Origin of the sequence: Vibrio sp. V38_P2S17PM301 (assembly GCF_009904845.1) — a bacterium.
In the GTDB taxonomy this organism is placed as follows: domain Bacteria; phylum Pseudomonadota; class Gammaproteobacteria; order Enterobacterales; family Vibrionaceae; genus Vibrio; species Vibrio proteolyticus.
The window spans coordinates 1-21,044 of record NZ_WXWO01000023.1; the positions used below are offsets into that span (position 1 = coordinate 1).

The window sequence follows — 21,044 nt, forward strand, 5'->3', positions numbered from 1 at the left end:
TTTTTTGACTCAATGAATACTGACTTCAAAACTACAAACGTAATTTTAAAGCTATTATCGTTCCAACAGAACGATAATGAATTGACTGTGCCAAGACTAAGTAAACTTAATCTCGATTGGTCACTCAGTTCATTGAAATCGAATTTGAAACCGAAGTTTCTAATTGGATTATCATCAACGAGTGCCCACACAGATTGATAGGTTCTTATTTTTAAAGAGCTTTTCTAACTTACTCAGCAACTTAGTTGCTCGTCGTTAGGGGTGCGTATCTTACTCCGCACCGTGAGAGAGTCAAGCATTTTTTCAAATTTCTTTTTCTCTCGTTTCCGACTCGCTGTGTGACTTTCGTCTCACTCCGTGTCGGTGAGGCGGCATTATAGGGAGACACCAAAGGATCACAAGCGTTTTTTTGAAATTTCTTTTTGTTCGCTCAAAATACGGTCAAATCACTGAATATCGAATAAAATTTCAACATTTGAGGCGCATCACATCAATCGGTTGGAAAAACCTCAAGCATATACGTAAGATCTGTGTGACTATTTTGTAAACGATAGTTATCCCTATTTTCTTACTTATATATGTAGTAATTCAGTATGAACTCTAATAAATCGACCTTATTGATTGTCGCTCTGGCCGTACTGGGTGGCATCGTCTTCTCGCAGGTATCTCTCTCTCCTGCACTCACCTTCGTTATTGGTGTTCTCTCCTGCGCTTTTGTTCTTAAACTTTTGAACACCAATACTGAATCTGTAACCGATAACACCAACCCACTGACTAAAACGCTGTATGTTGGCAACCTGCCTTATAAAGCGAACGAGTCACATGTCCGCGAGCTGTTTGCCAAACATGGCGAAGTGTTCGCGGTACGCCTGATGAAAGACAAACGTACCGGAAAAAGGAGAGGATTTGGTTTTGTCGTGATGGCGGCAGCGGATGCTGAAGGCGCCATCCAGGCTCTGAATGAGCAGGACTATATGCAGCGCACGTTAAAGGTGCGGATTGCCAATGACCCTAAACATCCAGAATCGGAAAACGCTGAACAGGAGTAAAGCCCAGTTCGTGTAACGTTATATTCAGTGCACTTTCTTGCCAAGGAAGTGCACTGCTGAATATCTGATGTGTCCGGTGGTCTGCCTGACCACTTTCCAGGCGCAACAATTCTTTGACCCGGCGAGCGATGGCTTTCCCGGAATCCACCAGCATCACCTCCTGCCCCAGTACTTGCTCAATTTCCTGGCGCAGCAGTGGAAAATGCGTGCATCCCAGCACCGCAACATCCACATGGCTTTTTAACGGTGCAAGAATCTCCGCCAACTCCTGAAGATCAACAGGCTGACCACGCAGCTTTTCTTCCGCCATATCAACCAAGCGGGTCGAGCCAAGCAACTCGACGGTTTTGTTGTTAGAAAAGTTACGGATCAAATCGCGAGTGTACTCACGTGTCACTGTTGCTGGAGTCGCGATCAGACCGACGGCCTTATTGGCCAGTGACGACGCTGGCTTAATTGCCGGCACCACGCCAACCACTGGCACGGTCAATTGCGCGCGCAAGGAAGGCAATACGATAGTACTGGCAGTATTACAGGCGATCACCACAATATCGACCGGATGCTGCGCCACAAACCGAGTAATGCCATTGTGTACCCGTCGGATCAGTACATCTTGCGACAGTTCGCCATAGGGGTACGCTTCGTTATCGAAGATGTAGATGTAGTTGAGCTGCGGCAGCAGATCGCGGATCTCCTGATACACAGACAATCCACCCACGCCGGAGTCAAAAATCAATACGGTTTGTTTTTCTTGCTGCACCACACGGCGATTCCACAAATAAAGATGGGGAGATCATACTCGCTCTTTGGATTTTGGCAATTGGCGTACTGTGTATCTTTGGTAAGAAAAGCGTGGCCCCCGCTCTACCTGCAACTTAGTCAGTTGCAATTGGCCAGAGAAACACGGTGCTTCGGTGACCAAAGTATGAAACTCGCCGTTTTCGCCACACGGATCAACCCCCGCAGGCAACTGCGCTAACAACTCATGGTTATACCAGCGCCCGCACAATTCGGTGGGTAAGGCCTCTCCGTCGATGGTCACCAATATGGTACGAATACCACGTTGGAGGATTTCTTGCGCCAGATCTCGACTGTCCTGCCCCAACAACGGAAACACACACTCCCAGCCAGCCGGTTCAATGTAACTGCGCCGGTACTGCTCTATTCCGTTACAGAACATATCACCAAAGGCCACAGCATCAATCGCCCACCCACTTTGTTTGAGTGCGGTGACGATCGTCGACTGATACACGTCATTAGATGGAAAAACGGTCGGCAAAGCGATTTTAAGCAAAGGCAGTCCGGTTAACGCAGCCTGCTGAACCAGCACATCCAGCGGGGTGGCCTGAAACGGCACTTCTTCAGCAACGTAAGTGGTATACAGTCCGACGACCTGATAGGCCGGGTCTTCAAGCAACCTTTCCAGTGTCAGCGCCGAATCCTTGCCACTCGACCAACTGACGATCACGTTTTTTGTCATGTTGTTTCCTCATAGAAAAAGCCGCCCTTGGGCGGCTTTCAATCAGAACTCGTAACTGGCGTTCAGATAATACGCGCGCTCAGGCGATGGGTAGCCTGCCGCTGTCTCGTAGTCTTCGTCAAACAGGTTGTCGACTCGCGCATTTAAAGTCAGATGTTCGGTAACAAAATAGTTGGCCGACAGATCAAACAGATTGTAGGCATCCAATTCTACGTTATCGTAATCTGGGCGTGTACCCACATACTGATAGCCCAGTGACACATCAACATCCTCAAAGCTCGCAGTCGCGTTATATTTGAAGACTTTTTTAGCACGACGCAGCAGTTGTTCTCCCTGACTGTTTTCCGGGTCTTTAAAGTCTGCGCTCAACTGATGCGAAACGATGCCGGTATCAAACTCAGTCACCAGTTCGACCCCGCGTAGCTTACTTTTCCCATCGATGTTGTAGTATTTTGAGGTCACAAAATTATATTCGATCAGATCGTCAATACGCGTATCGTATCCAGTCACCGACCAAAACACGCCAGACACCAGACCACTGAACGTCAGTTCAGCCGACTTGGCTGACTCCGGGTCCAGATTGTCATCACCGTAGAAACTGTACAATTGGTACAGGTTCGGGGCTTTGAATGAAGTACCGTAAGACGCTTTGACCGTGAGAAAGTCGGCAAAATGATAACCAGCGCCCAGGTTATAAGTAGATTCACTACCAAACTGTTCGTTATCGTCGAGACGGGCAGACACTTCACCAAACAGTCGATCGAAATCAGCCGCCAGCACGCCGTAATACGCCCAGTTATCACGCTGATGTTGTCTATGGTTCGACTTTTCATCCAGTGATTCATCACGCCAGTCGATCCCTCCCGCCAGCGTCAATGCTTCGGTTAACTGATACTGAGCGTTCCATTGCAGATTAAACTGCTCCATTTCATCACGGGTACTACCGACACCATTTTTACCGCTTGCTTTGCTGTAATTCCATTCTTCCTGATTCTGCCAGTTAAATGACAGCTGCGAGGCCAAGGCCGCACGCTGAAACTCTACCCCCGCCGCGGCAGCGATATTGTCAACCTCAGCCTCTTTGCGATCGTAAGATGAAAATGACTGATAAATGTATGACCCGTCATACTGAGAAACATTGTCAAACGCACGCAGATTGGCGAACGCTTTCCATTCAGGTGTCAGTTGATGAGAGTACCCCACCAGACCATTACGCGACTTAAAGCCATGGCGATCGCCATCATTAAGTCCGGCTATCGGATGGACATTGTAGCCCTTGTCACTGTCGTAACCGAGCGCAGCATTCAGGTGGCCATTTTCTCCGACCTGCACACCCGTGGTCGCGGACAGCTCCTGATAATCCAGGCTGCCCAAGCCCGCTGCAACTTTGGTGCTCTGGTTGGCTTTCGAATTCGCCAGCGTGATGATGTTGATCACCCCACCAATGGCTTCCGAGCCGTAAACCGACGCGCGCGCACCGCGCACATATTCGATCCGCTCGACAAAGTTGATCGGCAACTGGCTGAAATCAATGCTGCCTTTCGCCGCACGGGCAAAACGAATACCATCGATCAGCACCAACACCTGATCGGAATTGGCGCCACGGACGAAAATCGACGCGTTCTGGCCTCGTCCGCCATTTTGCGAAATCTGGATACCTGTCAGACGACGAAACACATCGGTCAGGGATTTGGCCTGAATGCGCTCAATGTCTTGTCGGGTGACGACTTCAACCTGAGCGGTCAAAGACTGGGAATTTTGCTCAAAACGGTTGGCTGTCACGACCAGCGTGTCAGTGTGAGAAGCGGTTTCCTGAGCAACGGAAATAGAGGCGTGCGTAAGCAGCGATGCCACTGTCACCGCCAGAAAAGATTTGTTCATTATTGTCATCCTAAGTCGCGTAAATCCTACCCGGCCGGCATTCCTATGCCGACCAGGCCGCTGGCAGGTCTTCGGACTCAAGAGCTAGGCTTTCACCACCTACTACTCCGACTTCCCGTTTTCGCCACAAAAACAGTGTCCTATGGAGGTTCGTTCTCTTTTACCGCTGCGCGTCAGTTCTGGATTCGCACCAGATTCCCTTTTCAGCCATCTATACCGCTAAATGGCACCAGCCTGGCGATGATACTATTAAGCTATTGATAGTTTGTCTAGTTAAAGATTGGCATAACCTATAGTTTTACAGCCAGTATAGACAGCAATTCATCAACGGCACTGGACATCAGATGTGGATTGAATAAAATCTGCGCTCTTTATTTTAATGCACCCGAAAAGGTAACTTCATGGCTTCTCTCGATGTAAATCCACAACGCTACCAGCAGCAGTTGGCCGAAAAAACCGAGCGTCTGACACACATGTTCGCCCAGTTCAATGTGCCAGAGCTGGAAGTGTTTGAATCTCCAGAGCAGCACTACCGCATGCGCGCCGAATTTCGCGTGTGGCATGAAGGGGATGATCTCTACTACATCATGTTCAATCAGGAGACACGCGAGAAATACCGTGTTGATCAGTTTCCGGCGGCCAGTCGCCTGATCAACGATCTAATGCCGCTGTTGGTTGACGCACTCAAAGACAACGATTCACTGCGCCGTAAACTGTTTCAGGTGGATTTTCTCTCCACACTAAGTGGTGAAATTCTGGTATCGCTGCTGTATCACCGCCAACTGGATGACGAGTGGACCCAACATGCCAAAGCATTGAAACAGCGTCTGAACGATGAAGGCTTCAACCTCAACCTGATTGGCCGCGCCCGTAAAATGAAGATCGTCCTTGACCGGGACTATGTGATCGAAAAGCTCGACGTGCACGGACAGTCCTACGTCTACCAGCAGGTGGAAAACAGCTTTACGCAGCCCAACGGCAAAGTTGCCGAAAAAATGCTGGAATGGGCGCTGGACTGCACTCAAGACAGCACTGGTGATCTGCTGGAGCTATACTGCGGTAACGGCAACTTCTCTTTAGCCCTGGCACAGAACTTTGACCGTGTACTGGCAACCGAGTTGGCAAAACCTTCGGTCGAGTCAGCACAGTACAACATTGCAGCGAATGAGATAGACAACGTACAAATCATCCGTATGTCGGCAGAAGAATTTACGGAAGCCATGGAGGGTAAACGTGAATTCCGTCGTCTCAAAGACAATGGCGTCGATCTCAAGAGCTACAACTGCAATACGATTTTTGTCGACCCACCGCGCGCAGGTATGGATGTAGACACCTGTAAAATGGTGCAAGGTTACGAGCGCATCATGTACATTTCATGTAACCCAGAAACCCTGAAAGAGAATCTGGAAATTCTGAGCGAAACCCACAAGGTGACGCGTTTTGCGCTGTTTGACCAATTCCCTTACACCCACCACATGGAAGCGGGTGTACTGCTAGAGCGGAAATAGTCGCACATAAAAAAACGAGCCATTTCGGCTCGTTTTTTGGTTTGGATGAGGAGGCGCTTAATCTTTGCGGCCAATAAAGCCCATTTTGTTGCCGATCCACAACATCAACAACAGCACCACGACAATCGAGAAGAAGTTGGAACCGGCATCTGGATACTGTGCTTTGACAAACGCCGAGTGACCAAAGGCGCCAACAAAGAAACACGCCAGCCCGACCAACGGAATATCTTCAGATACCGGGTTACGCAGGTACTCCTGATACAGAGCCTGAACCGACAGCACCAAGGCAATCACCGGAAAAATAGAAAAAGCAACATCGCTCATTGTCAGCCAGGACAACAACGCATCGCCACACATACCCGCGACCAGAGCCAGAACCAGCGTCTTGCGCTCTGAACCACGATTTACTGGGTTATTTTCATTCGACATTAATCTATCCCGCCTTTTAATCGGTTACGTTCACGTTCTTTGCGATACCAGAATGCCCCTTTGGCAATCATTCGCAATTGCATGATCAGACGTTCAGCCAGTTCTTCGCGTGAACGTCTGTCCAAATCCAATGCTTCAGCTCCGGAACTGAACACCATAGTGACGGACGCTTCAGCTTGTGTGAACGCTTCGTCCCTGCTCATACCGGTGCTGATAAGGTACTCCGTGAGCTCAGCAACGAAATGCTGAATCTCTCGGGCCACCGCCGCGCGGAATTCAAACGAGGTGCCGGACCGCTCACGCAACAATAAGCGAAACACGTTCGGGCTGCTCTCGATAAACTCCATAAAGGTTTCCACCGAAGTCCGTATCACACTGCCTTCTTTGACAATCCGTTGACGTGCTTGTCGCATCAACTGACGCAAAAGCAACCCGCCTTCGTCGACCATAGTCAGACCAAGCTCATCCATATCCTTGAAATGGCGATAAAAAGAGGTTGGGGCGATACCCGCCTCCCGGGCCACTTCCCGCAGACTCAGATTGGAAAAGCTGCGCTCGGTACTGAGCTGGCTGAATGCCGCATCGATCAGTGAACGACGCGTTTTTTCTTTCTGCTGAGCTCGGATTCCCATGGACTTCATATTTTCGTACTTCTCGGTTTCTCGGTGAGAGGGTTAATATAACGCGAAACACCGAGATGCATAACCCCATGATAGCCGCCATCGCGCGAGCAAGGTACACTCTGTTAACGCTCTGTTTCAATTGACTGACGGCGATTTGGAGAGCTGTCGCATGCGATACATGTATTTTCATTGCCACGGCGTGATCCCTTCGACTCTATGATGTGGCTCTCATTTACCAGACCACGGAATCAGTTAAAATCTCGCTACAGCAATGTTACGACACTATAACAAGGATTAAACTATGGCACAGACCAACCACTTTGATGTAATCGTAATTGGCAGTGGCCCCGGCGGTGAAGGGGCAGCAATGGGATTAACCAAAGCGGGGCTCAACGTTGCCATTATTGAAAAAGAGAGCAGTGTTGGTGGCGGTTGTACCCACTGGGGGACCATCCCGTCCAAAGCGCTTCGCCACGCGGTCAGCCGCATCATCGAGTTCAACAACAACCCTCTGTTTTGCAATAACAACACCAGCCTTCATTCGACCTTCTCCAGTATCTTAGGCCATGCGAAAACCGTCATCGACAAACAAACGCGTTTGCGCCAGGGCTTTTACGATCGTAACCAGTGCACACTGTTGTTCGGTACCGCGCAGTTCATCGATGCCCACACTGTGGCCGTAACCAAGTCCGACGCTACGATTGAACACTACACGGCAGATAAATTTGTGATTGCCACTGGCTCACGCCCGTACCAGCCAGACAATGTCGACTTCAATCATGAACGGGTTTACGACAGTGACTCTATCCTGAGCCTCAAACACGATCCGCGCCATATCATCATTTACGGTGCCGGGGTGATCGGCTGTGAATACGCTTCGATCTTCCGTGGCCTGGGGGTCAAAACCGACCTGATCAACACCCGTGACCGTTTGCTGTCGTTTCTGGACAATGAAGTGTCCGACGCTCTGTCGTACCACTTCTGGAATAACGGCGTAGTGATCCGCAACGATGAAACGTACTCACGCATCGAAGGCACCGAAGACGGCGTCATCGTCCATCTTCAGTCGGGCAAAAAGATGAAAGCCGACTGCCTGCTGTACGCCAACGGGCGCACGGGTAACACCGACAAACTGAATCTGGACGCAGTCGGTCTGGAAGCTGACTCACGCGGCCAGCTCAAGGTCAACAGCAACTATCAGACGCCAGTTGAGCATGTTTACGCGGTCGGTGATGTGATTGGTTACCCAAGCCTGGCCAGTGCCGCTTACGATCAGGGCCGCTTCGTGGCTCAGGCAATCACACAGGGTCAGGCTCAAGGGCACCTGATTGAGGACATTCCGACCGGGATCTACACCATCCCGGAAATCAGCTCCGTGGGTAAAACCGAGCAAGAGCTGACGGCAGCAAAAATCCCCTACGAAGTTGGCCGGTCCTCCTTCAAACACCTGGCGCGGGCGCAAATTTCCGGCAAGGATGTGGGCAGCCTGAAAATCCTCTTCCACCGCGAGACCAAAGAGATCCTCGGCATTCACTGCTTTGGTGAACGTGCAGCGGAAATCATCCACATCGGTCAGGCGATTATGGAGCAGAAAGGCGAAGCGAATACCATCGAATATTTCGTCAACACGACGTTCAACTACCCAACCATGGCTGAAGCCTACCGAGTGGCAGCTCTCAACGGCCTGAACCGATTGTTCTAATCAAAAAAACCGCAGCCCTGGCTGCGGTTTTTGGCTTTACAGAAACACGTCTCGGCGCCATTGCTGCCCCAGCAGCAGCGCCAACGTAATGCCCCGCACCGCCATGAAACTCAACATGGCGAACCACAACGCGTGGTTGCCCCACCCCGACCAGGCGTAGAACACCACGAAAAAGACACAAGTCGCGACAAACATACTGTTGCGCATCTCACGCCCTTTGGTCGCACCGATAAAGACCCCATCCAGCAAAAAGCACCACATGGCCACCAGTGGCATGGCGACCAGCCAGGGCAAATAGATCAGCGCCTGCTGATGAACCGAAGCGATGTCGGTGATCAAACCGATCATTTGTGATCCCGCCAAACCAAACAACAGCGTCAGAAGCAAGCAAATGATCAGGCTCCAGAAGCTGGTGCCGACCAGCGATTCATTCAGCTCACCGCGATCGCGTGCGCCGACCGCTTTCCCCACCAGAGCTTCCATCGCATAAGCAAAGCCATCCATGCCATACGAGATCATCATCAGGAAACTCATGAGTACGGCATTGGCGGCCACCACTTCATCACCAAAGCTGGCGCCCTGAAAGGTCATAAAACTGAAAGTCGCCTGCAAACACAAAGAACGTAAAAAGATGTCGCGGTTCAAGCGCACAAACCGGCCGATCCCCTGCATAGACTGCCCCACTAGCCCTCGTGGGGAAGGTAGCTGACGCGTGTGCCAGGTACGCCAAACACACCATAGGCCAAACAGCATGCCTGAGTAATCTGCCAGCACCGACGCCAGCGCCGCGCCTTCCACTTTCCAGCCCAGACCAATCACAAATAGCACGTCCAATGCAATGTTGGTGGCGTTGGTGATGATCACCATCCACATCGGCGCGCGAGCATTTTGCGTGCCGAGCAACCAACCCAGCAGCACAAAGTTGGCCAGTGCCGCCGGCGCACTCCAGGCCCGAATAGCGAAATACTGCTGACCGTAATGTTTGACCTCTCGACTGGCGTCACTAAAGGCAAACACCCACTCAGACAGCTGAGTGTGCAGCAGCAAAAACAGCAGCGCGAACGCCAGCGCCATCAGGAGTCCCTGGATCAGCACCAGGGCCAGTTTGTGTTTATCATCAGCCCCATAGGACTGGGCTGTGAGGCCGGTGGTGGACATGCGCAAAAAGCCCAGCAGCCAGAAGGTGACACTGATCATGGTACTGCCAAGCGCCACACCGCCTAAATACCAGGCGTGTTCGAGGTGGCCAATCACCGCCGCATCGACCAGACCCAGCAGCGGGACGGTAATATTGGACAACACCATCGGAATGGCGAGCAACAGCACTTGTTTGTGCATTGCCCGGTTGGATAACATCTGAAAAATCTGCACGCTTACACTCGTCTCACAAGAGGAGCACAAAGTGTAACCGGATCACCAACGAAGCTGAACCACCACAGGCGTTAATCGTTGTTTCAATGACGGAAAACGACGCAACCAGCGCTGCCACAGCTTCCAGCGACCACACTGCCCATCCAGCGGTGAGAAAGTTTTGACCCATTTCGCCCACGGCAGACAATTCATCACCGCCGCCGCCGCGTCCTGATAACCGTGTGCGTACTGACCCGATCCCATTTTCTGCCCCAGTGATTTCGATGCCAGATCACCAGCCAGAACCAGGCAGGCGGTGGCGGTGTCAAAATGGCAACCGAGCGCCTGGATGAATTTTGCCACTACAGGTTCATTGCCATCCAACAGCGCATGTTCGCACACGATCAGTACCGGCGCCTGCTCTGGGACTGGCAAAGTTTCCAACCAGCTAAGATCCAGCACGCTGCCATTGCGATGCAGATAACGTTCACTGGCGTGAAACAGCTTCTGCCGCCACAACAGGTGTTCGGTCACATCAAGTTCTATCCAGTGACAACGACCATTGTCGACGCGATAAAACCGGGTATCCAAACCGGCACCCACATTCACGATCCAGCCATCAGGATGACGTTCCAAAAAACGCTGAACCTGCAGATCACACAAGTGCGTCAGGGTTACGTGCAAGAGTTGTTTCTGATTGATATCACCCGACAGACATTCCGGGGCGAGCTGACACCGCTGACACGCCGTGGCAGCGATCGGATCGTAGACCAAACCGTTATCGACCAGACTCTCGCGGCTACGAAGCCACAACGGCTGGACCAGATTAACGGGGATCTGATAACGATGTTGCGATGCTTTACTTGAAGGGGGCATTATCATCTTCCTCATCATGCACTAAGGAAGATGATAATGAATATCATTTAATCTGACAAGTTATTGAGAACGAATCTCAACAATGTAGATCACATCCAGTCAGTATTGCGGATGATACCGACCGCGAGGCCTTCGATCGACAGGTGTTGGGCGGTCAGATCAACTTTAATCGGCTCAAATTCCTGGTTCTCGGCATGCAGCAGTACGGTCGACCCTTTACGTTCAAGGCGCTTAACCGTCACGTCATCATCCACACGCGCCACGACCACCTGACCATCTCGCACGTCCTGCGTTTTGTGTACCGCGAGCAGGTCGCCGTCCATAATCCCGATGTCTTTCATACTTTCGCCGTGAACGCGCAGCAGAAAGTCTGCCTGAGGCTTAAACATGGCCGGGTCAACCTGGTAGTGAGCTTCCACGTGCTCCTGCGCCAGGATCGGAGAGCCCGCGGCCACCTGGCCAATTAACGGCAGACCTTGGTCGTCGTTCGCCGTTTCAAGCAGGATGCGGATACCACGCGAGGCTCCAGGAATAATTTCTATCGCATTTTTACGCGCCAACGCTTTAAGGTGCTCTTCAGCAGCGTTCGCGGAACGGAACCCCAGTTCACGTGCAATTTCAGCACGGGTCGGCGGCATTCCGGTTTCATCGATCTTGCTCTTAATCAGATCGAATACTTGTTGTTGGCGGGGCGTTAACGGCTTCATAAGTCACCTGTCTGTTTATACAGTTAACTGTGAGTATATCCAGTAATTGGTGAAATGAAAAGCCAATTGGTTGTTTTTTCGCTCTTTTCAATAACGGCAGCGTATTATGCTGCCGTCGAATGATCCTACCTGTAGCTCTCGCTGCATCAAGGCTTAAAAAAAGATTATCTGCAACCAGGTGTAACCGGTGATCAACATCGTTATCAGCACAGCTGCGGAACCCATGTCTTTGGCGCGACCGGCCAGTTCATGGTGCTCCGACCCAATGCGATCCACCACCGCCTCCACCGCGCTGTTCAACAGTTCCACCACCATCACCAGCAATACGGTTCCGATCAGCAGAACGCGCTCCACCCCGGTCACATCCAGCAGCAGCGCCGTAGGTATCATGATCACACTGAGCAGCACTTCTTCTCGAAATGCCGCTTCATTTTTAAACGCGGCTTTAATACCTTGATAGGAATACTTGGTTGCATTAACCAGACGTTTGAAACCTTGCGGGGCTTTCTGGGTCACTGTTTGTTCTCTCAAAAATAATTCGGCTGAATGATTTGGCGCAATTTTGACGTTTTCGTAGTCAATATCCATTAAAAGGTTCGACCAGTTCTGGTATCCTTGCGGCTCAAAAAATGAATGCTTGGGCGTCTTTCCAATCGTGATTCATACTCATGATGTACTGGATATGCGCTTATGCACAGTTGATCTATTGAGGCTAAGGACCTTTATGTCTTCCGGACACGCTATTTCTCGTTCTCTGCTGAAACTGCCGATGTCAGTTTTAGTCAAGGGAACGGCGATCCCTTCGAATCCTATCGAAGATCACGGCATTGATATTACCAAGCCTATTGTTTATGCACTACCTTTTCGCTCGGCGGTTGACCTGCTGACACTGCAAAAACACGCGATTGATCTCGGCCTGCCGGATCCACTGCAACCGCTGACCATCAACGGTAAGAGCTTCACCCGCTACGTATTCACCTCATCCCGTCCGACGCTGATGAAAAACGACTACGATGCCCCCAGTGAGTCGATCGCGCTATTTTCCGATCTGCTTGAACAGCATCAGCAGGACTCTGAACTGGATGTGCAAATCATTCCCGCTACCGTGTTGTGGGGACGCAAACCGGGTAAAGAAGAGAGCAGTCGCCCTTATCTGCAGGCCCTGAACGGCCCACAGAAAGCCAAAGCGGTGTTGCTATCTGGCCGCGACTGTATGGTGCGTTTCAGCCCGGTGGTGTCGATTCGCTACATGGCCGACGCGCACGGCACCGATGCTTCCATCGCCCACAAACTGGCTCGCGTGGCACGCATCCATTTCTCCCGTCAAAAGCTGGCGGCATCCGGACCGGATCTGCCCAACCGTCAGGCGCTGTTCCGCCGCCTGATGAAATCCGCGGCGATAGAAAAAGCCATCGCAGACGAAGCCAAAGCGAAAAACATCTCGATAGACAAAGCCCGTAAAGAAGCGCAGGACATCATGGACGAGATCGCCGCCGATTTCTCCTATTCGCTGATCAAAAATGGCGATCGCATCCTGAGCTGGTTGTGGAATCGCATCTATCAAGGGCTGAACATCAACAACGCGTCGACGGTGCGCCGTCTGGCTCAGGACGGACATGAGATCGTTTATGTGCCTTGCCACCGCAGCCATATGGACTATCTGTTGCTGTCGTACGTGTTGTATCACGAAGGCATGGTTCCTCCCCATATCGCCGCAGGCATTAACCTTAATTTCTTCCCAGCCGGACCGATTTTCCGCCGTGGCGGGGCGTTTTTTATCCGCCGTAGCTTCAAAGGCAACAAGCTTTACTCCACCATTTTCCGTGAATACCTGGCCGAACTATTTGCCAAAGGGTATTCGGTTGAGTACTTCAGTGAAGGCGGCCGCTCGCGAACAGGTCGTCTGCTGCCGGCCAAAACCGGTATGCTGGCGATGACCATTCAGGCCATGCTGCGTGGGCTCAACCGTCCGGTGACTCTGGTCCCGGTGTACATTGGTTACGAGCACGTAATGGAAGTCAGCACCTACGCCAAAGAGCTGCGCGGGAAACGCAAAGAGAAAGAGAACGCCGGCCTGGTGCTGAAAACCTTGCGTAAACTGCGCAATTTCGGCCAGGGATATGTCAACTTCGGTGAACCGATCCCGCTCAATCAGTACCTGAATGAGCACGCGCCGGAATGGACACAGGACATCGATCCGATGGGAGGCAGCAAGCCACAATGGTTGACCCCGGTGGTGAATCAATTGGCCAGCAAGATGATGACGCACATTAACGATGCAGCGGCCACCAATGCGCTGACTCTGTGTGCCACCGCGCTGCTCGCTTCACGTCAGCGGGCGCTGTCGCGCGACAGCCTGGAAACCCAGATCGAAAGTTATCTGGCGCTGCTGCGCAACGTGCCTTACTCCGAGACGTACACCGTGCCAGAACAGGATGCCAAGGCCCTGGTTGCACACGCCGAATCACTGGATAAATTTGTGACCGAGTCCGATGCGATGGGTGACATCATCTCACTCGACCGCAGTCAGTCAATTCTGATGACTTACTACCGCAACAACATTATCCATCTGCTGGCGCTGCCGTCGTTGATCGCTCAGATGATGATCCGCCACCAGAAACTGAGCCGTCGCCAGATCCACGCTAACGTGGCCGCGCTGTACCCCTTCCTGAAACAGGAGCTGTTCCTGAGCATTGGACAAGACCGACTGGCCGACATGGTGGATGCCTACATCAACGAACTGTCCCGCCAGAACCTGCTGAGTGTCGAAGAAGATCTGGTGTCGATAGATCAGGCCAACATTCAGATCCTGATGATGCTGGGACGTACGATCCTGGAAACGCTGCAACGTTATGCGATCACCCTCAATCTGCTGGTTGCCAATCCAGAACTGGGCAAAGCCGATCTGGAGCAGAAAAGTCAGGACATCGCCCAGCGGCTGGGTCGTCTGCATGGCATCAATGCGCCGGAGTTTTTCGATAAAGGGGTCTTCTCGACTCTGTTCAGTACCCTCAAACAGCAGGCTTACCTGAACAATGACTGTGAATGCGACACCCAGAAAACCAAAGCCCTGTCGCAACTGCTTTACTCAATGCTCTATCCGGAAGTGAAGCTGACCATCAAAGAGAGCATTTATCAGCTCGGATAAACAGAAAAGGCACCGTCAGGTGCCTTTTTTATTCTTGCTAGAGATTTACCAGAAGGCCACCAACAGGCCCACCGTCACCGCCATGCCGACGTAGTTGTTGTTGAGAAACGCCTGAAAACACGGGTCACGCTCGCGGCGGCGAATCAAGTGTTGCTGAAATACAAACAGAGCACCGGCCACCAATAGGCTCCAGTAATAGCTGGCGCCCAGCTGATACCAGCCCCCCAGTACGATCAACATCGCCAGTGTGGCCAGTTGCAACAGACCAATGATCATTTTGTCCAGACGGCCAAACAGAATCGCGGTCGATTTAATGCCAATTTTCAGGTCATCATCACGATCCACCATGGCGTACTGGGTGTCGTACGCGACTGTCCATAATGCGTTGATCGCAAAAACAAACCACACCATCCACGGCAGGTCATTAGCCTGCGCCGCCCAGGCCATCGGAATCGACCAACTGAACGCCAGACCAAGAAACAGCTGCGGCAGGTGGGTGTAGCGTTTCATGAACGGGTAAATGAACGCCAGAAAAAGACCGACAAACGACAGCTGAATGGTCAGCGTATTCATGCTCAGTACCAGCGCAAACGACGCCACGGCCAGCAACACAAATAGACCAATCGCTTCTTTCGAGCTGACCAGGCCAGCCGGCAACGGCCGTTGACGAGTACGCTTCACATGACCATCAACCTTCCGGTCAGCAAAATCATTGATCACACAACCGGCCGAACGCATCAAAAAAACCCCCAGTACAAACACCACTAAGATGCGCGCATCGGGCATCCCCTGCGCCGCCAGGATCAGCGCCCACATGGTTGGCCACATCAACAGCAGCGAACCTATTGGCCGGTCCATACGCATCAGTCGCCAGTACGCGTGGGCTTTCGCTAAGGTCATTCAGACGCTCTCCTTAGAGTAAATCGGGCAAGTGGGCAGAAACAGCTCTGCCACCAACATTGGTTTGTGGTTCATCCACAGTCGTGAACGACGAGCCAGAAACTCGCCGTGCGCGGTACGGGCCCAGCCCATTTGCAGCGCATCGCGTTGCGCGCTCCCGGTACTGAACACCGTCAGACCAAGTGGGATCTCCCCCTGACGACTCAGATCATGTTGCTGGTCGAGGAGCGAAGATTGTGGGATCAAGGTTCGCCCCAACACCCAAGGCGTCTGATCGCCGTTTAAGATCACTTTGCGCAGCAGACAATCTTCATCCGCGAGCAGATCGATCTCCTGCGAATCGAGGCGCTGTGCTTTCACCACCCGGTTGTGCAGCAGCTCAACGCTGAGCTGCTGACAGTATGTTTCCAACAGGCGAGACAGCGAGCCCTGCTCCGACAACCAGCGCCGGGCCAGCTCAGAGGGGAAAACAAATTCATCAGGTGATTGCCACTGTACCTGACGTAAGGCCGTCAGATAGGACGAAATTAATTGATTCATACCGCTATTCAATAAGTCGCTTTATCGTCGTACAATAAAGCTCCGATGCCTGGTCATATTCCCACCAGGTTCGATTTTTCATTACAAAAAGATGCTCTATTGTAACAAGACTCAGACGATTCGAGTATCGTGATTAGAAGAAACACAAGTGAGAAATATGTTCAAACGTTATCTGGGCCAAATTATCATCGCACTAAGCATCCTGCTGACCGCACCGGTCGTGGCGCAGGAAGAGGCCGAACCCAAGCTGGCCTACTTTACTCTGGAGCCGGATCTGACCACCAATTTTTATACGCAGGGTAAACAGCTTGGTTACATTCAGGTGCGTATCGACATCATGGTCGCCAGTGCGAAGGATCTGCCGATCGTCGAACTGCATCAACCGCTGATCCGCGACGCGGTGATTGAGCTGCTCGGCAAGCAGAGCGAAGACACCATCAAGTCACTGGCCGGGCGAGAAGACTTGCGTAAAACGCTGGTTCAAGAACTCAATAGCATTCTGCTGCCGGAAACCGGCCGGACCATCATTGCCGATTTGCTGTTCACCAAATACCTTTACCAGTAAGCCTCCACACATAAAAAGCGGCTCTACGCCGCTATTTTATTGCTGTCGGTAGCGTCCCGCATCCATCAGGCCCAGACCGATTCCTGACAGTAAGCCGACCAGATGCGCGGTGTTGGCGATCGCCATAAACGGCTGAACAAACCCCAGCACCAGCCACACCAGCAAGAAACCGATCAGAGGACGAGGCATCTGTAATCCGGCGGCTGGCGCTCGCTCACTCAGCACCCAGATATAGCCAGCCAGCGCATACACCACCCCAGACAGACCGCCGAAGTTGGCGCCTTCGACCCAGAACTGTCCGGCCCCCGACAGCGCTGCCGACACCAGGAACACTTTCAACAACCGAGCCGAGCCGAGGCGCTGCTCAATATCGCCACCGAACTGCCACCACCACAATAAGTTGAAAATGATGTGCAGCGCAGAAAAGTGCAACACCGCGTGAGTGATCCAGCGCCATAACTGCCACTGCTGATCCGCCGTTGCCGGAAAGTGCAGTGCCGCAAACACCGCGTTGCCCATTCCGAGTACACTGAGTACAAAGATAACCCCACACAAGGCCATCACGCTCAGCGTCAGCGGCCCCGCTTTGGCTTTAAGCATCGCCATCATCCCAGGCGACTGATAATGAAACTGAGACTGGCGGCTTTCAGCCATGGTCCAAGACGCTTCCTGGTATTTGCGAGCGGCCGGATTGGTCAGAAACTGTTTTAGCTCCGCTTCCGCCTCAATCTGATGGCTGACATCACTCAGCCACAACGCAAACTGATCACGCCCTTCCGGCATCATCCGAATATCGATCTGACGCGAGGCCATGTAATCGATAAAAGCTTGTGCCATTCGGGGATTATTCAAGGTGATCAGTTTAATCATGAGGTGTCCTACTTACTGTCTATGGGAAGGTTAGCGCGCTGCCAGGCTTCAAAGCCACCGTCTACACTATATACCTGTTCAAAGCCCTGATTCACTAAATATTGCGCCGCTCCCTGACTGCTGATGCCGTGATAGCACATCACCATCACCGGCTGATCAAACTCCACCGAGTTCATGAAGTCAACAATGGTATCGTTGGTCAGGTGAAAGGCGGATGTGGCGTGCGCCAGCGCAAAAGATTGCGGATCGCGGATATCGACCATATGCGCTTCGCCTTGCTCGAGCAGAGCCTGGGCGGCGGTGACATCAATGTGTTGAAACTGGTCCATGACTTTCTCTTTTCTTCTCGTAGATTGAACTGGCGCCATTGTAACCTATTCAGTGGAGCACAAGTACCGAGTCGGAATAAGGTTATCCACCTCTGAGCACTTTACCACCAGATGTGGATAACACTGTGAATTACGTTGATAAAGTATCTGGAAAGAAATTGATCCACAACATATAGTGATGATCCTGATTTAGATGTGGGTAAAACAGAAACTATCCCCATCATAATTTACCCTATCAGGCCTTTATTCACCCTGCTTGCTGACAACTGGCAAATAAATTCCTCACAGAGTTATGCACAGGCATCGATGTCACTTTTGGATCCTGTTATGTATTCAGATACAAAAAAACCGGGATCTTTCGATCCCGGTTTTTGCTAACTGGTAGTGCTCACATCGTGCGGGGTTAAAACTCACCCACCGCCAGTTTGAGCTTTTTCATTGCGTTCTTTTCCAACTGGCGGATGCGCTCCGCCGATACGCCGTACTCTTCGGCCAGTTCCTGCAAAGTGGATTTCTGATCATCCAGCCAGCGAGAGCGCACAATGTGCTGACTGCGGTCGTCCAGGCTGGCCAGCGCCAGGCTAAGACGATTATTGGTGTGTGCTTCCCAGTTCGCCGCTTCCAGATTTTCCGCCACGTCGGACGACTTGTCTTCCAGATACAACATTGGCGCCGTGTAAGAGGAATGACCGTCGTCATCATCGTTCGACATTTCGAAGGTCGCATCCTGTGCCGCAAGTCGTGATTCCATCTCACGCACTTCGGACGGCTCGACACCCAGTTCGCGAGCGACCGTTTCGATTTCACCGTTGTTGAACCAACCGAGACGTTTCTTGGATTTACGCAGGTTGAAAAACAGTTTGCGCTGCGCCTTGGTTGTGGCGATTTTCACAATACGCCAGTTGCGCAGTACATATTCGTGGATCTCCGCTTTAATCCAGTGTACGGCAAAGGACACCAGACGCACCCCGACTTCCGGGTTAAAGCGTTTGACGGCTTTCATCAGGCCGATATTGCCTTCCTGCACCAGATCCGCCATTGGCAGACCGTAGCCAGAATAGCCACGAGCAACATGAACAACAAATCTCAGGTGTGACAAGATCAGGCTTTTTGCCGCCTCAATCTCACCTTTGTAATGCAATCTCTCAGCCAGTTCACGCTCCTCGTCGGCTGTCAGCATCGGGTAACTGTTCACCGAGCGAATATAGCTGTCGAGGCTGTCTTGTGTCACTAAAGCCATTGGATACGCTTGTTCTGCCATTCAATTCCTCATCAATCTCTGATCTGGAGTAAGTTATAACCCATCAATCCTGAACCAAAAGTGAACAGGATTCAAGCAGGGCACAGTAATTATGCACAAAGCTCTCATGGATACAAGACCAAAAGTATACGCCACCGTATACTTTTTTCAATATTATGACCAGCGCAATTTACACAGGTTCAATTTCTTTCAAATGACGTTTCGCCGACACACGCGCCGCCAGACAGCCAAGGAAGGTGCCTAACATCAATAGCAGCAGCGATTCGTCCCAACTCAGTCCGATCAGACGAAACTGGCTGTCATACAACTTGGCCAGCGCTTCGACATGACTGTTGAGGATAATGGTCAGCAACGCCGTCAGAATCCACGCTGAGAGCGCCCCAAGCAGACCAAACCACATGCCGGAGTAAAGGTATGGACGCAAGATGTAGCGATCGGTGGCGCCGATGAGTTTCATGGTCTGGATCTCATCTTTATTCGCCAGCACGTTAAAGCGTAGTGTATTTCCAACGATCAGAAACACCGATATCAGCATCAGTGTAGAAAGCACGATCACTATCACACCCACCAGATTGCGCATGGCGTCCAGGCGAGTCAGCCAGTCTTCGTCCAGTCGCACGTCGGAGATATCCTGCTCTGCACTCAAATTACGCGCAATGGCTTGAATCGCAGCCTTGTCTTCCACGCTCGGCGTGACAATCAATATCCCCGGTAAGGCGTAGTCATCCAGTAGGCTGATGGCTTTCTCAAACCCGGAGTACTGACTGAGATCCGCCAAACCTTGCTGAGAGGAAATGTATTCGACATGATCGATATCCGCGTCGCTTTCCAGCTCGTCTTTGAGCACCATGATACGTGCTTCCGGCGTGCCTTCCTGTAAGTAGGCACTCACCTGCGCCGGACTCGCGACGGTACTGGCCACCTCAGCGACGTTTTTCCCCAGCAGATACAGACAAGCGGGCAGTGCCAATGCCATCGAGATCACAGCCAGAGTCAGAATGTTCCCCAGCGGCCGCTGCCACAAAGCGCTAAACGCTGCGCGCGCCTGTTTGACGTGAATCGCAAAAAAGCCATCCGTTTTTGGCTTGACCTGTACCCGGGTCGACTTGGTCTGTTGCCGCGCTTTACTGGCCATAGCCTTCTACCTCACTTAAGAAACCCTGATTTAACTCAAAATGACGGTACTGAGGACGCTGATTGACCAACCCGACATCGTGGGTGGCCAACAAAATGCTCACTCCCGCGCGGTTAAACTCTTCAAACAGGTGCAATACCCGGGTCGACAGTTCCGGATCCAGGTTGCCGGTCGGCTCATCCGCCAACAGTAAGGTCGGTCGGTTGACCACCGCCCGGGCGATCCCGACCCGTTGCTGTTCCCCGCCCGACAACTGGCTTGGCAGACAGCGGGCTTTATCGAGCAAACCGGTTTTGTCCAGCGCAGCGGAGACGCGGCGTTTGATCTCATTTTCTGAAATCGACTCAATCCGCATCGGCAACGCGACATTGTCAAAGACCGAGCGGTCCATCAACAGACGGTGATCCTGAAACACGATGCCGATATTCCGCCGTAGAAACGGAATGTCTTTGCTTGGAATCCGTGTAATGTCATGGTCGTTAAAACTGATTTTGCCATCGGTAGGACGCTCAATGGCGCAGATTAGTTTCAGCAGCGTACTTTTCCCCGCGCCAGAATGACCACCTAGAAACGCCATTTCGCCGCGGCGCAGATGAAAGTCGACTTTCTGAAGCGCCTGGCGTCCACCGCGATAAGCCTTACTGACTTGTTGAAATTTAATCACCCGTCAATCCTCATACTTACAAACGTC

At 51.9% G+C, this 21,044-nt stretch carries 21 protein-coding genes and 1 riboswitch; of the genes, 5 read left to right on the plus strand and 16 right to left on the minus strand.

Going from position 1 to position 21,044, the window contains the following annotated elements; all coding sequences use genetic code 11:
- The first annotated feature begins 593 nt into the window (after positions 1-593).
- Positions 594-1,049: an RNA recognition motif domain-containing protein gene (locus tag CAG64_RS04605; protein ID WP_021707205.1), complete on the plus strand. Its 456-nt coding sequence runs from the start codon at positions 594-596 to the stop codon at positions 1,047-1,049.
- Here CAG64_RS04605 and murI read toward each other — a convergent pair.
- Genes murI through btuB form a run of 3 tightly spaced genes read right to left on the minus strand, consistent with a single transcriptional unit; the run spans position 1,012 to position 4,410 of the window.
- Positions 1,012-1,812, minus strand: a complete 801-nt coding sequence (murI, locus tag CAG64_RS04610; protein ID WP_443084069.1) for a glutamate racemase — start codon at positions 1,810-1,812, stop codon at positions 1,012-1,014. The two genes, CAG64_RS04605 and murI, sit on opposite strands and share 38 nt — an antisense overlap.
- Positions 1,813-1,842: 30 nt before the next feature.
- Positions 1,843-2,529: an adenine nucleotide alpha hydrolase gene (locus tag CAG64_RS04615; protein WP_161457806.1), complete on the minus strand. Its 687-nt coding sequence runs from the start codon at positions 2,527-2,529 to the stop codon at positions 1,843-1,845.
- Positions 2,530-2,571: 42 nt separating this feature from the next.
- Positions 2,572-4,410, minus strand: coding sequence for a TonB-dependent vitamin B12 receptor (gene btuB / locus CAG64_RS04620; RefSeq protein WP_161457807.1), 1,839 nt, complete (start codon positions 4,408-4,410; stop codon positions 2,572-2,574).
- Positions 4,411-4,455: 45 nt separating this feature from the next.
- A riboswitch (cobalamin riboswitch) is annotated at positions 4,456-4,659 on the minus strand.
- Positions 4,660-4,811: 152 nt separating this feature from the next.
- Between btuB and trmA the strand changes: the two genes are divergently transcribed.
- On the plus strand, positions 4,812-5,918 hold the full coding sequence (gene trmA / locus CAG64_RS04625) for a tRNA (uridine(54)-C5)-methyltransferase TrmA (RefSeq protein WP_161457808.1): 1,107 nt from the start codon (positions 4,812-4,814) through the stop codon (positions 5,916-5,918).
- A 57-nt stretch (positions 5,919-5,975) separates the two neighbouring features.
- On the opposite strand, the gene CAG64_RS04630 is transcribed toward trmA, so the two are convergent.
- Positions 5,976-6,347, minus strand: a complete 372-nt coding sequence (locus CAG64_RS04630; RefSeq protein ID WP_161454374.1) for a YijD family membrane protein — start codon at positions 6,345-6,347, stop codon at positions 5,976-5,978.
- On the minus strand, positions 6,347-6,988 hold the full coding sequence (gene fabR, locus CAG64_RS04635; protein WP_161457809.1) for an HTH-type transcriptional repressor FabR: 642 nt from the start codon (positions 6,986-6,988) through the stop codon (positions 6,347-6,349). Before fabR ends, CAG64_RS04630 begins: the two co-directional genes overlap by 1 nt.
- A 283-nt stretch (positions 6,989-7,271) precedes the next feature.
- On the opposite strand from fabR, the gene sthA reads away from it, so the two are divergent.
- Positions 7,272-8,672: a Si-specific NAD(P)(+) transhydrogenase gene (sthA, locus tag CAG64_RS04640; RefSeq protein ID WP_161454375.1), complete on the plus strand. Its 1,401-nt coding sequence runs from the start codon at positions 7,272-7,274 to the stop codon at positions 8,670-8,672.
- A 36-nt stretch (positions 8,673-8,708) separates the two neighbouring features.
- On the opposite strand, the gene dinF is transcribed toward sthA, so the two are convergent.
- From dinF to CAG64_RS04660, 4 genes are all read right to left on the minus strand, one after another.
- Entirely contained in the window at positions 8,709-10,028 is a 1,320-nt protein-coding gene (dinF, locus tag CAG64_RS04645) for an MATE family efflux transporter DinF (RefSeq protein ID WP_202599439.1), read from the minus strand.
- A 57-nt stretch (positions 10,029-10,085) separates the two neighbouring features.
- Complete coding sequence (locus tag CAG64_RS04650; RefSeq protein WP_021707169.1) at positions 10,086-10,898, minus strand: class I SAM-dependent methyltransferase; 813 nt, start codon at positions 10,896-10,898, stop codon at positions 10,086-10,088.
- 89 nt (positions 10,899-10,987) lie between these two features.
- The gene (gene lexA / locus CAG64_RS04655; RefSeq protein ID WP_161454377.1) at positions 10,988-11,605 is read right to left on the minus strand and encodes a transcriptional repressor LexA; all 618 of its coding nucleotides are present in this window, start codon (positions 11,603-11,605) and stop codon (positions 10,988-10,990) included.
- Between the two features lie 153 nt (positions 11,606-11,758).
- Positions 11,759-12,121: a diacylglycerol kinase gene (locus CAG64_RS04660; RefSeq protein ID WP_161454378.1), complete on the minus strand. Its 363-nt coding sequence runs from the start codon at positions 12,119-12,121 to the stop codon at positions 11,759-11,761.
- Positions 12,122-12,329: 208 nt separating this feature from the next.
- Here CAG64_RS04660 and plsB point away from each other — a divergent pair, with 208 nt between their 5' ends.
- On the plus strand, positions 12,330-14,753 hold the full coding sequence (gene plsB / locus CAG64_RS04665) for a glycerol-3-phosphate 1-O-acyltransferase PlsB (RefSeq protein WP_161457810.1): 2,424 nt from the start codon (positions 12,330-12,332) through the stop codon (positions 14,751-14,753).
- 45 nt (positions 14,754-14,798) lie between these two features.
- Here plsB and ubiA read toward each other — a convergent pair whose 3' ends face one another.
- Both ubiA and CAG64_RS04675 read right to left on the minus strand, forming a co-directional pair.
- Positions 14,799-15,653, minus strand: coding sequence for a 4-hydroxybenzoate octaprenyltransferase (ubiA, locus tag CAG64_RS04670; protein WP_021707165.1), 855 nt, complete (start codon positions 15,651-15,653; stop codon positions 14,799-14,801).
- Entirely contained in the window at positions 15,654-16,193 is a 540-nt protein-coding gene (locus CAG64_RS04675) for a chorismate lyase (RefSeq protein ID WP_021707164.1), read from the minus strand.
- Between the two features lie 157 nt (positions 16,194-16,350).
- On the opposite strand from CAG64_RS04675, the gene CAG64_RS04680 reads away from it, so the two are divergent.
- Positions 16,351-16,758: a flagellar basal body-associated protein FliL gene (locus tag CAG64_RS04680; RefSeq protein ID WP_021707163.1), complete on the plus strand. Its 408-nt coding sequence runs from the start codon at positions 16,351-16,353 to the stop codon at positions 16,756-16,758.
- A gap of 36 nt (positions 16,759-16,794) precedes the next feature.
- On the opposite strand, the gene glpG is transcribed toward CAG64_RS04680, so the two are convergent.
- From glpG to ftsE, 5 genes are all read right to left on the minus strand, one after another.
- Positions 16,795-17,628, minus strand: a complete 834-nt coding sequence (glpG, locus tag CAG64_RS04685) for a rhomboid family intramembrane serine protease GlpG (RefSeq protein WP_161457811.1) — start codon at positions 17,626-17,628, stop codon at positions 16,795-16,797.
- Positions 17,629-17,636: 8 nt separating this feature from the next.
- Positions 17,637-17,957, minus strand: coding sequence for a thiosulfate sulfurtransferase GlpE (glpE, locus tag CAG64_RS04690; RefSeq protein WP_021707161.1), 321 nt, complete (start codon positions 17,955-17,957; stop codon positions 17,637-17,639).
- Between the two features lie 403 nt (positions 17,958-18,360).
- The gene (rpoH, locus tag CAG64_RS04695) at positions 18,361-19,218 is read right to left on the minus strand and encodes an RNA polymerase sigma factor RpoH (protein WP_021707160.1); all 858 of its coding nucleotides are present in this window, start codon (positions 19,216-19,218) and stop codon (positions 18,361-18,363) included.
- A gap of 169 nt (positions 19,219-19,387) precedes the next feature.
- Positions 19,388-20,353 (minus strand): permease-like cell division protein FtsX, encoded by a 966-nt coding sequence (gene ftsX, locus CAG64_RS04700; protein WP_161457812.1) that lies wholly within the window; start codon positions 20,351-20,353, stop codon positions 19,388-19,390.
- Positions 20,343-21,017 carry a cell division ATP-binding protein FtsE gene (gene ftsE, locus CAG64_RS04705; RefSeq protein ID WP_021707158.1) on the minus strand — a complete coding sequence of 225 codons (675 nt, stop codon included), beginning with the start codon at positions 21,015-21,017 and terminating at the stop codon, positions 20,343-20,345. Before ftsE ends, ftsX begins: the two co-directional genes overlap by 11 nt.
- Between the last annotated feature and the right edge of the window lie 27 nt (positions 21,018-21,044).

What these genes read in the sequence shown, in the direction of transcription:
- CAG64_RS04605 (WP_021707205.1), top strand. Translation starts at nt 594, where the DNA reads ATGAACTCTAATAAATCGACCTTATTGATTGTCGCTCTGGCCGTACTG.
- CAG64_RS04615 (WP_161457806.1), bottom strand. Translation starts at nt 2,529, where the DNA reads ATGACAAAAAACGTGATCGTCAGTTGGTCGAGTGGCAAGGATTCGGCG.
- btuB (WP_161457807.1), bottom strand. Translation starts at nt 4,410, where the DNA reads ATGAACAAATCTTTTCTGGCGGTGACAGTGGCATCGCTGCTTACGCAC.
- trmA (WP_161457808.1), top strand. Translation starts at nt 4,812, where the DNA reads ATGGCTTCTCTCGATGTAAATCCACAACGCTACCAGCAGCAGTTGGCC.
- CAG64_RS04630 (WP_161454374.1), bottom strand. Translation starts at nt 6,347, where the DNA reads ATGTCGAATGAAAATAACCCAGTAAATCGTGGTTCAGAGCGCAAGACG.
- fabR (WP_161457809.1), bottom strand. Translation starts at nt 6,988, where the DNA reads ATGAAGTCCATGGGAATCCGAGCTCAGCAGAAAGAAAAAACGCGTCGT.
- sthA (WP_161454375.1), top strand. Translation starts at nt 7,272, where the DNA reads ATGGCACAGACCAACCACTTTGATGTAATCGTAATTGGCAGTGGCCCC.
- dinF (WP_202599439.1), bottom strand. Translation starts at nt 10,028, where the DNA reads ATGTTATCCAACCGGGCAATGCACAAACAAGTGCTGTTGCTCGCCATT.
- CAG64_RS04650 (WP_021707169.1), bottom strand. Translation starts at nt 10,898, where the DNA reads ATGCCCCCTTCAAGTAAAGCATCGCAACATCGTTATCAGATCCCCGTT.
- lexA (WP_161454377.1), bottom strand. Translation starts at nt 11,605, where the DNA reads ATGAAGCCGTTAACGCCCCGCCAACAACAAGTATTCGATCTGATTAAG.
- plsB (WP_161457810.1), top strand. Translation starts at nt 12,330, where the DNA reads ATGTCTTCCGGACACGCTATTTCTCGTTCTCTGCTGAAACTGCCGATG.
- ubiA (WP_021707165.1), bottom strand. Translation starts at nt 15,653, where the DNA reads ATGACCTTAGCGAAAGCCCACGCGTACTGGCGACTGATGCGTATGGAC.
- CAG64_RS04675 (WP_021707164.1), bottom strand. Translation starts at nt 16,193, where the DNA reads ATGAATCAATTAATTTCGTCCTATCTGACGGCCTTACGTCAGGTACAG.
- CAG64_RS04680 (WP_021707163.1), top strand. Translation starts at nt 16,351, where the DNA reads ATGTTCAAACGTTATCTGGGCCAAATTATCATCGCACTAAGCATCCTG.
- glpG (WP_161457811.1), bottom strand. Translation starts at nt 17,628, where the DNA reads ATGATTAAACTGATCACCTTGAATAATCCCCGAATGGCACAAGCTTTT.
- glpE (WP_021707161.1), bottom strand. Translation starts at nt 17,957, where the DNA reads ATGGACCAGTTTCAACACATTGATGTCACCGCCGCCCAGGCTCTGCTC.
- rpoH (WP_021707160.1), bottom strand. Translation starts at nt 19,218, where the DNA reads ATGGCAGAACAAGCGTATCCAATGGCTTTAGTGACACAAGACAGCCTC.
- ftsX (WP_161457812.1), bottom strand. Translation starts at nt 20,353, where the DNA reads ATGGCCAGTAAAGCGCGGCAACAGACCAAGTCGACCCGGGTACAGGTC.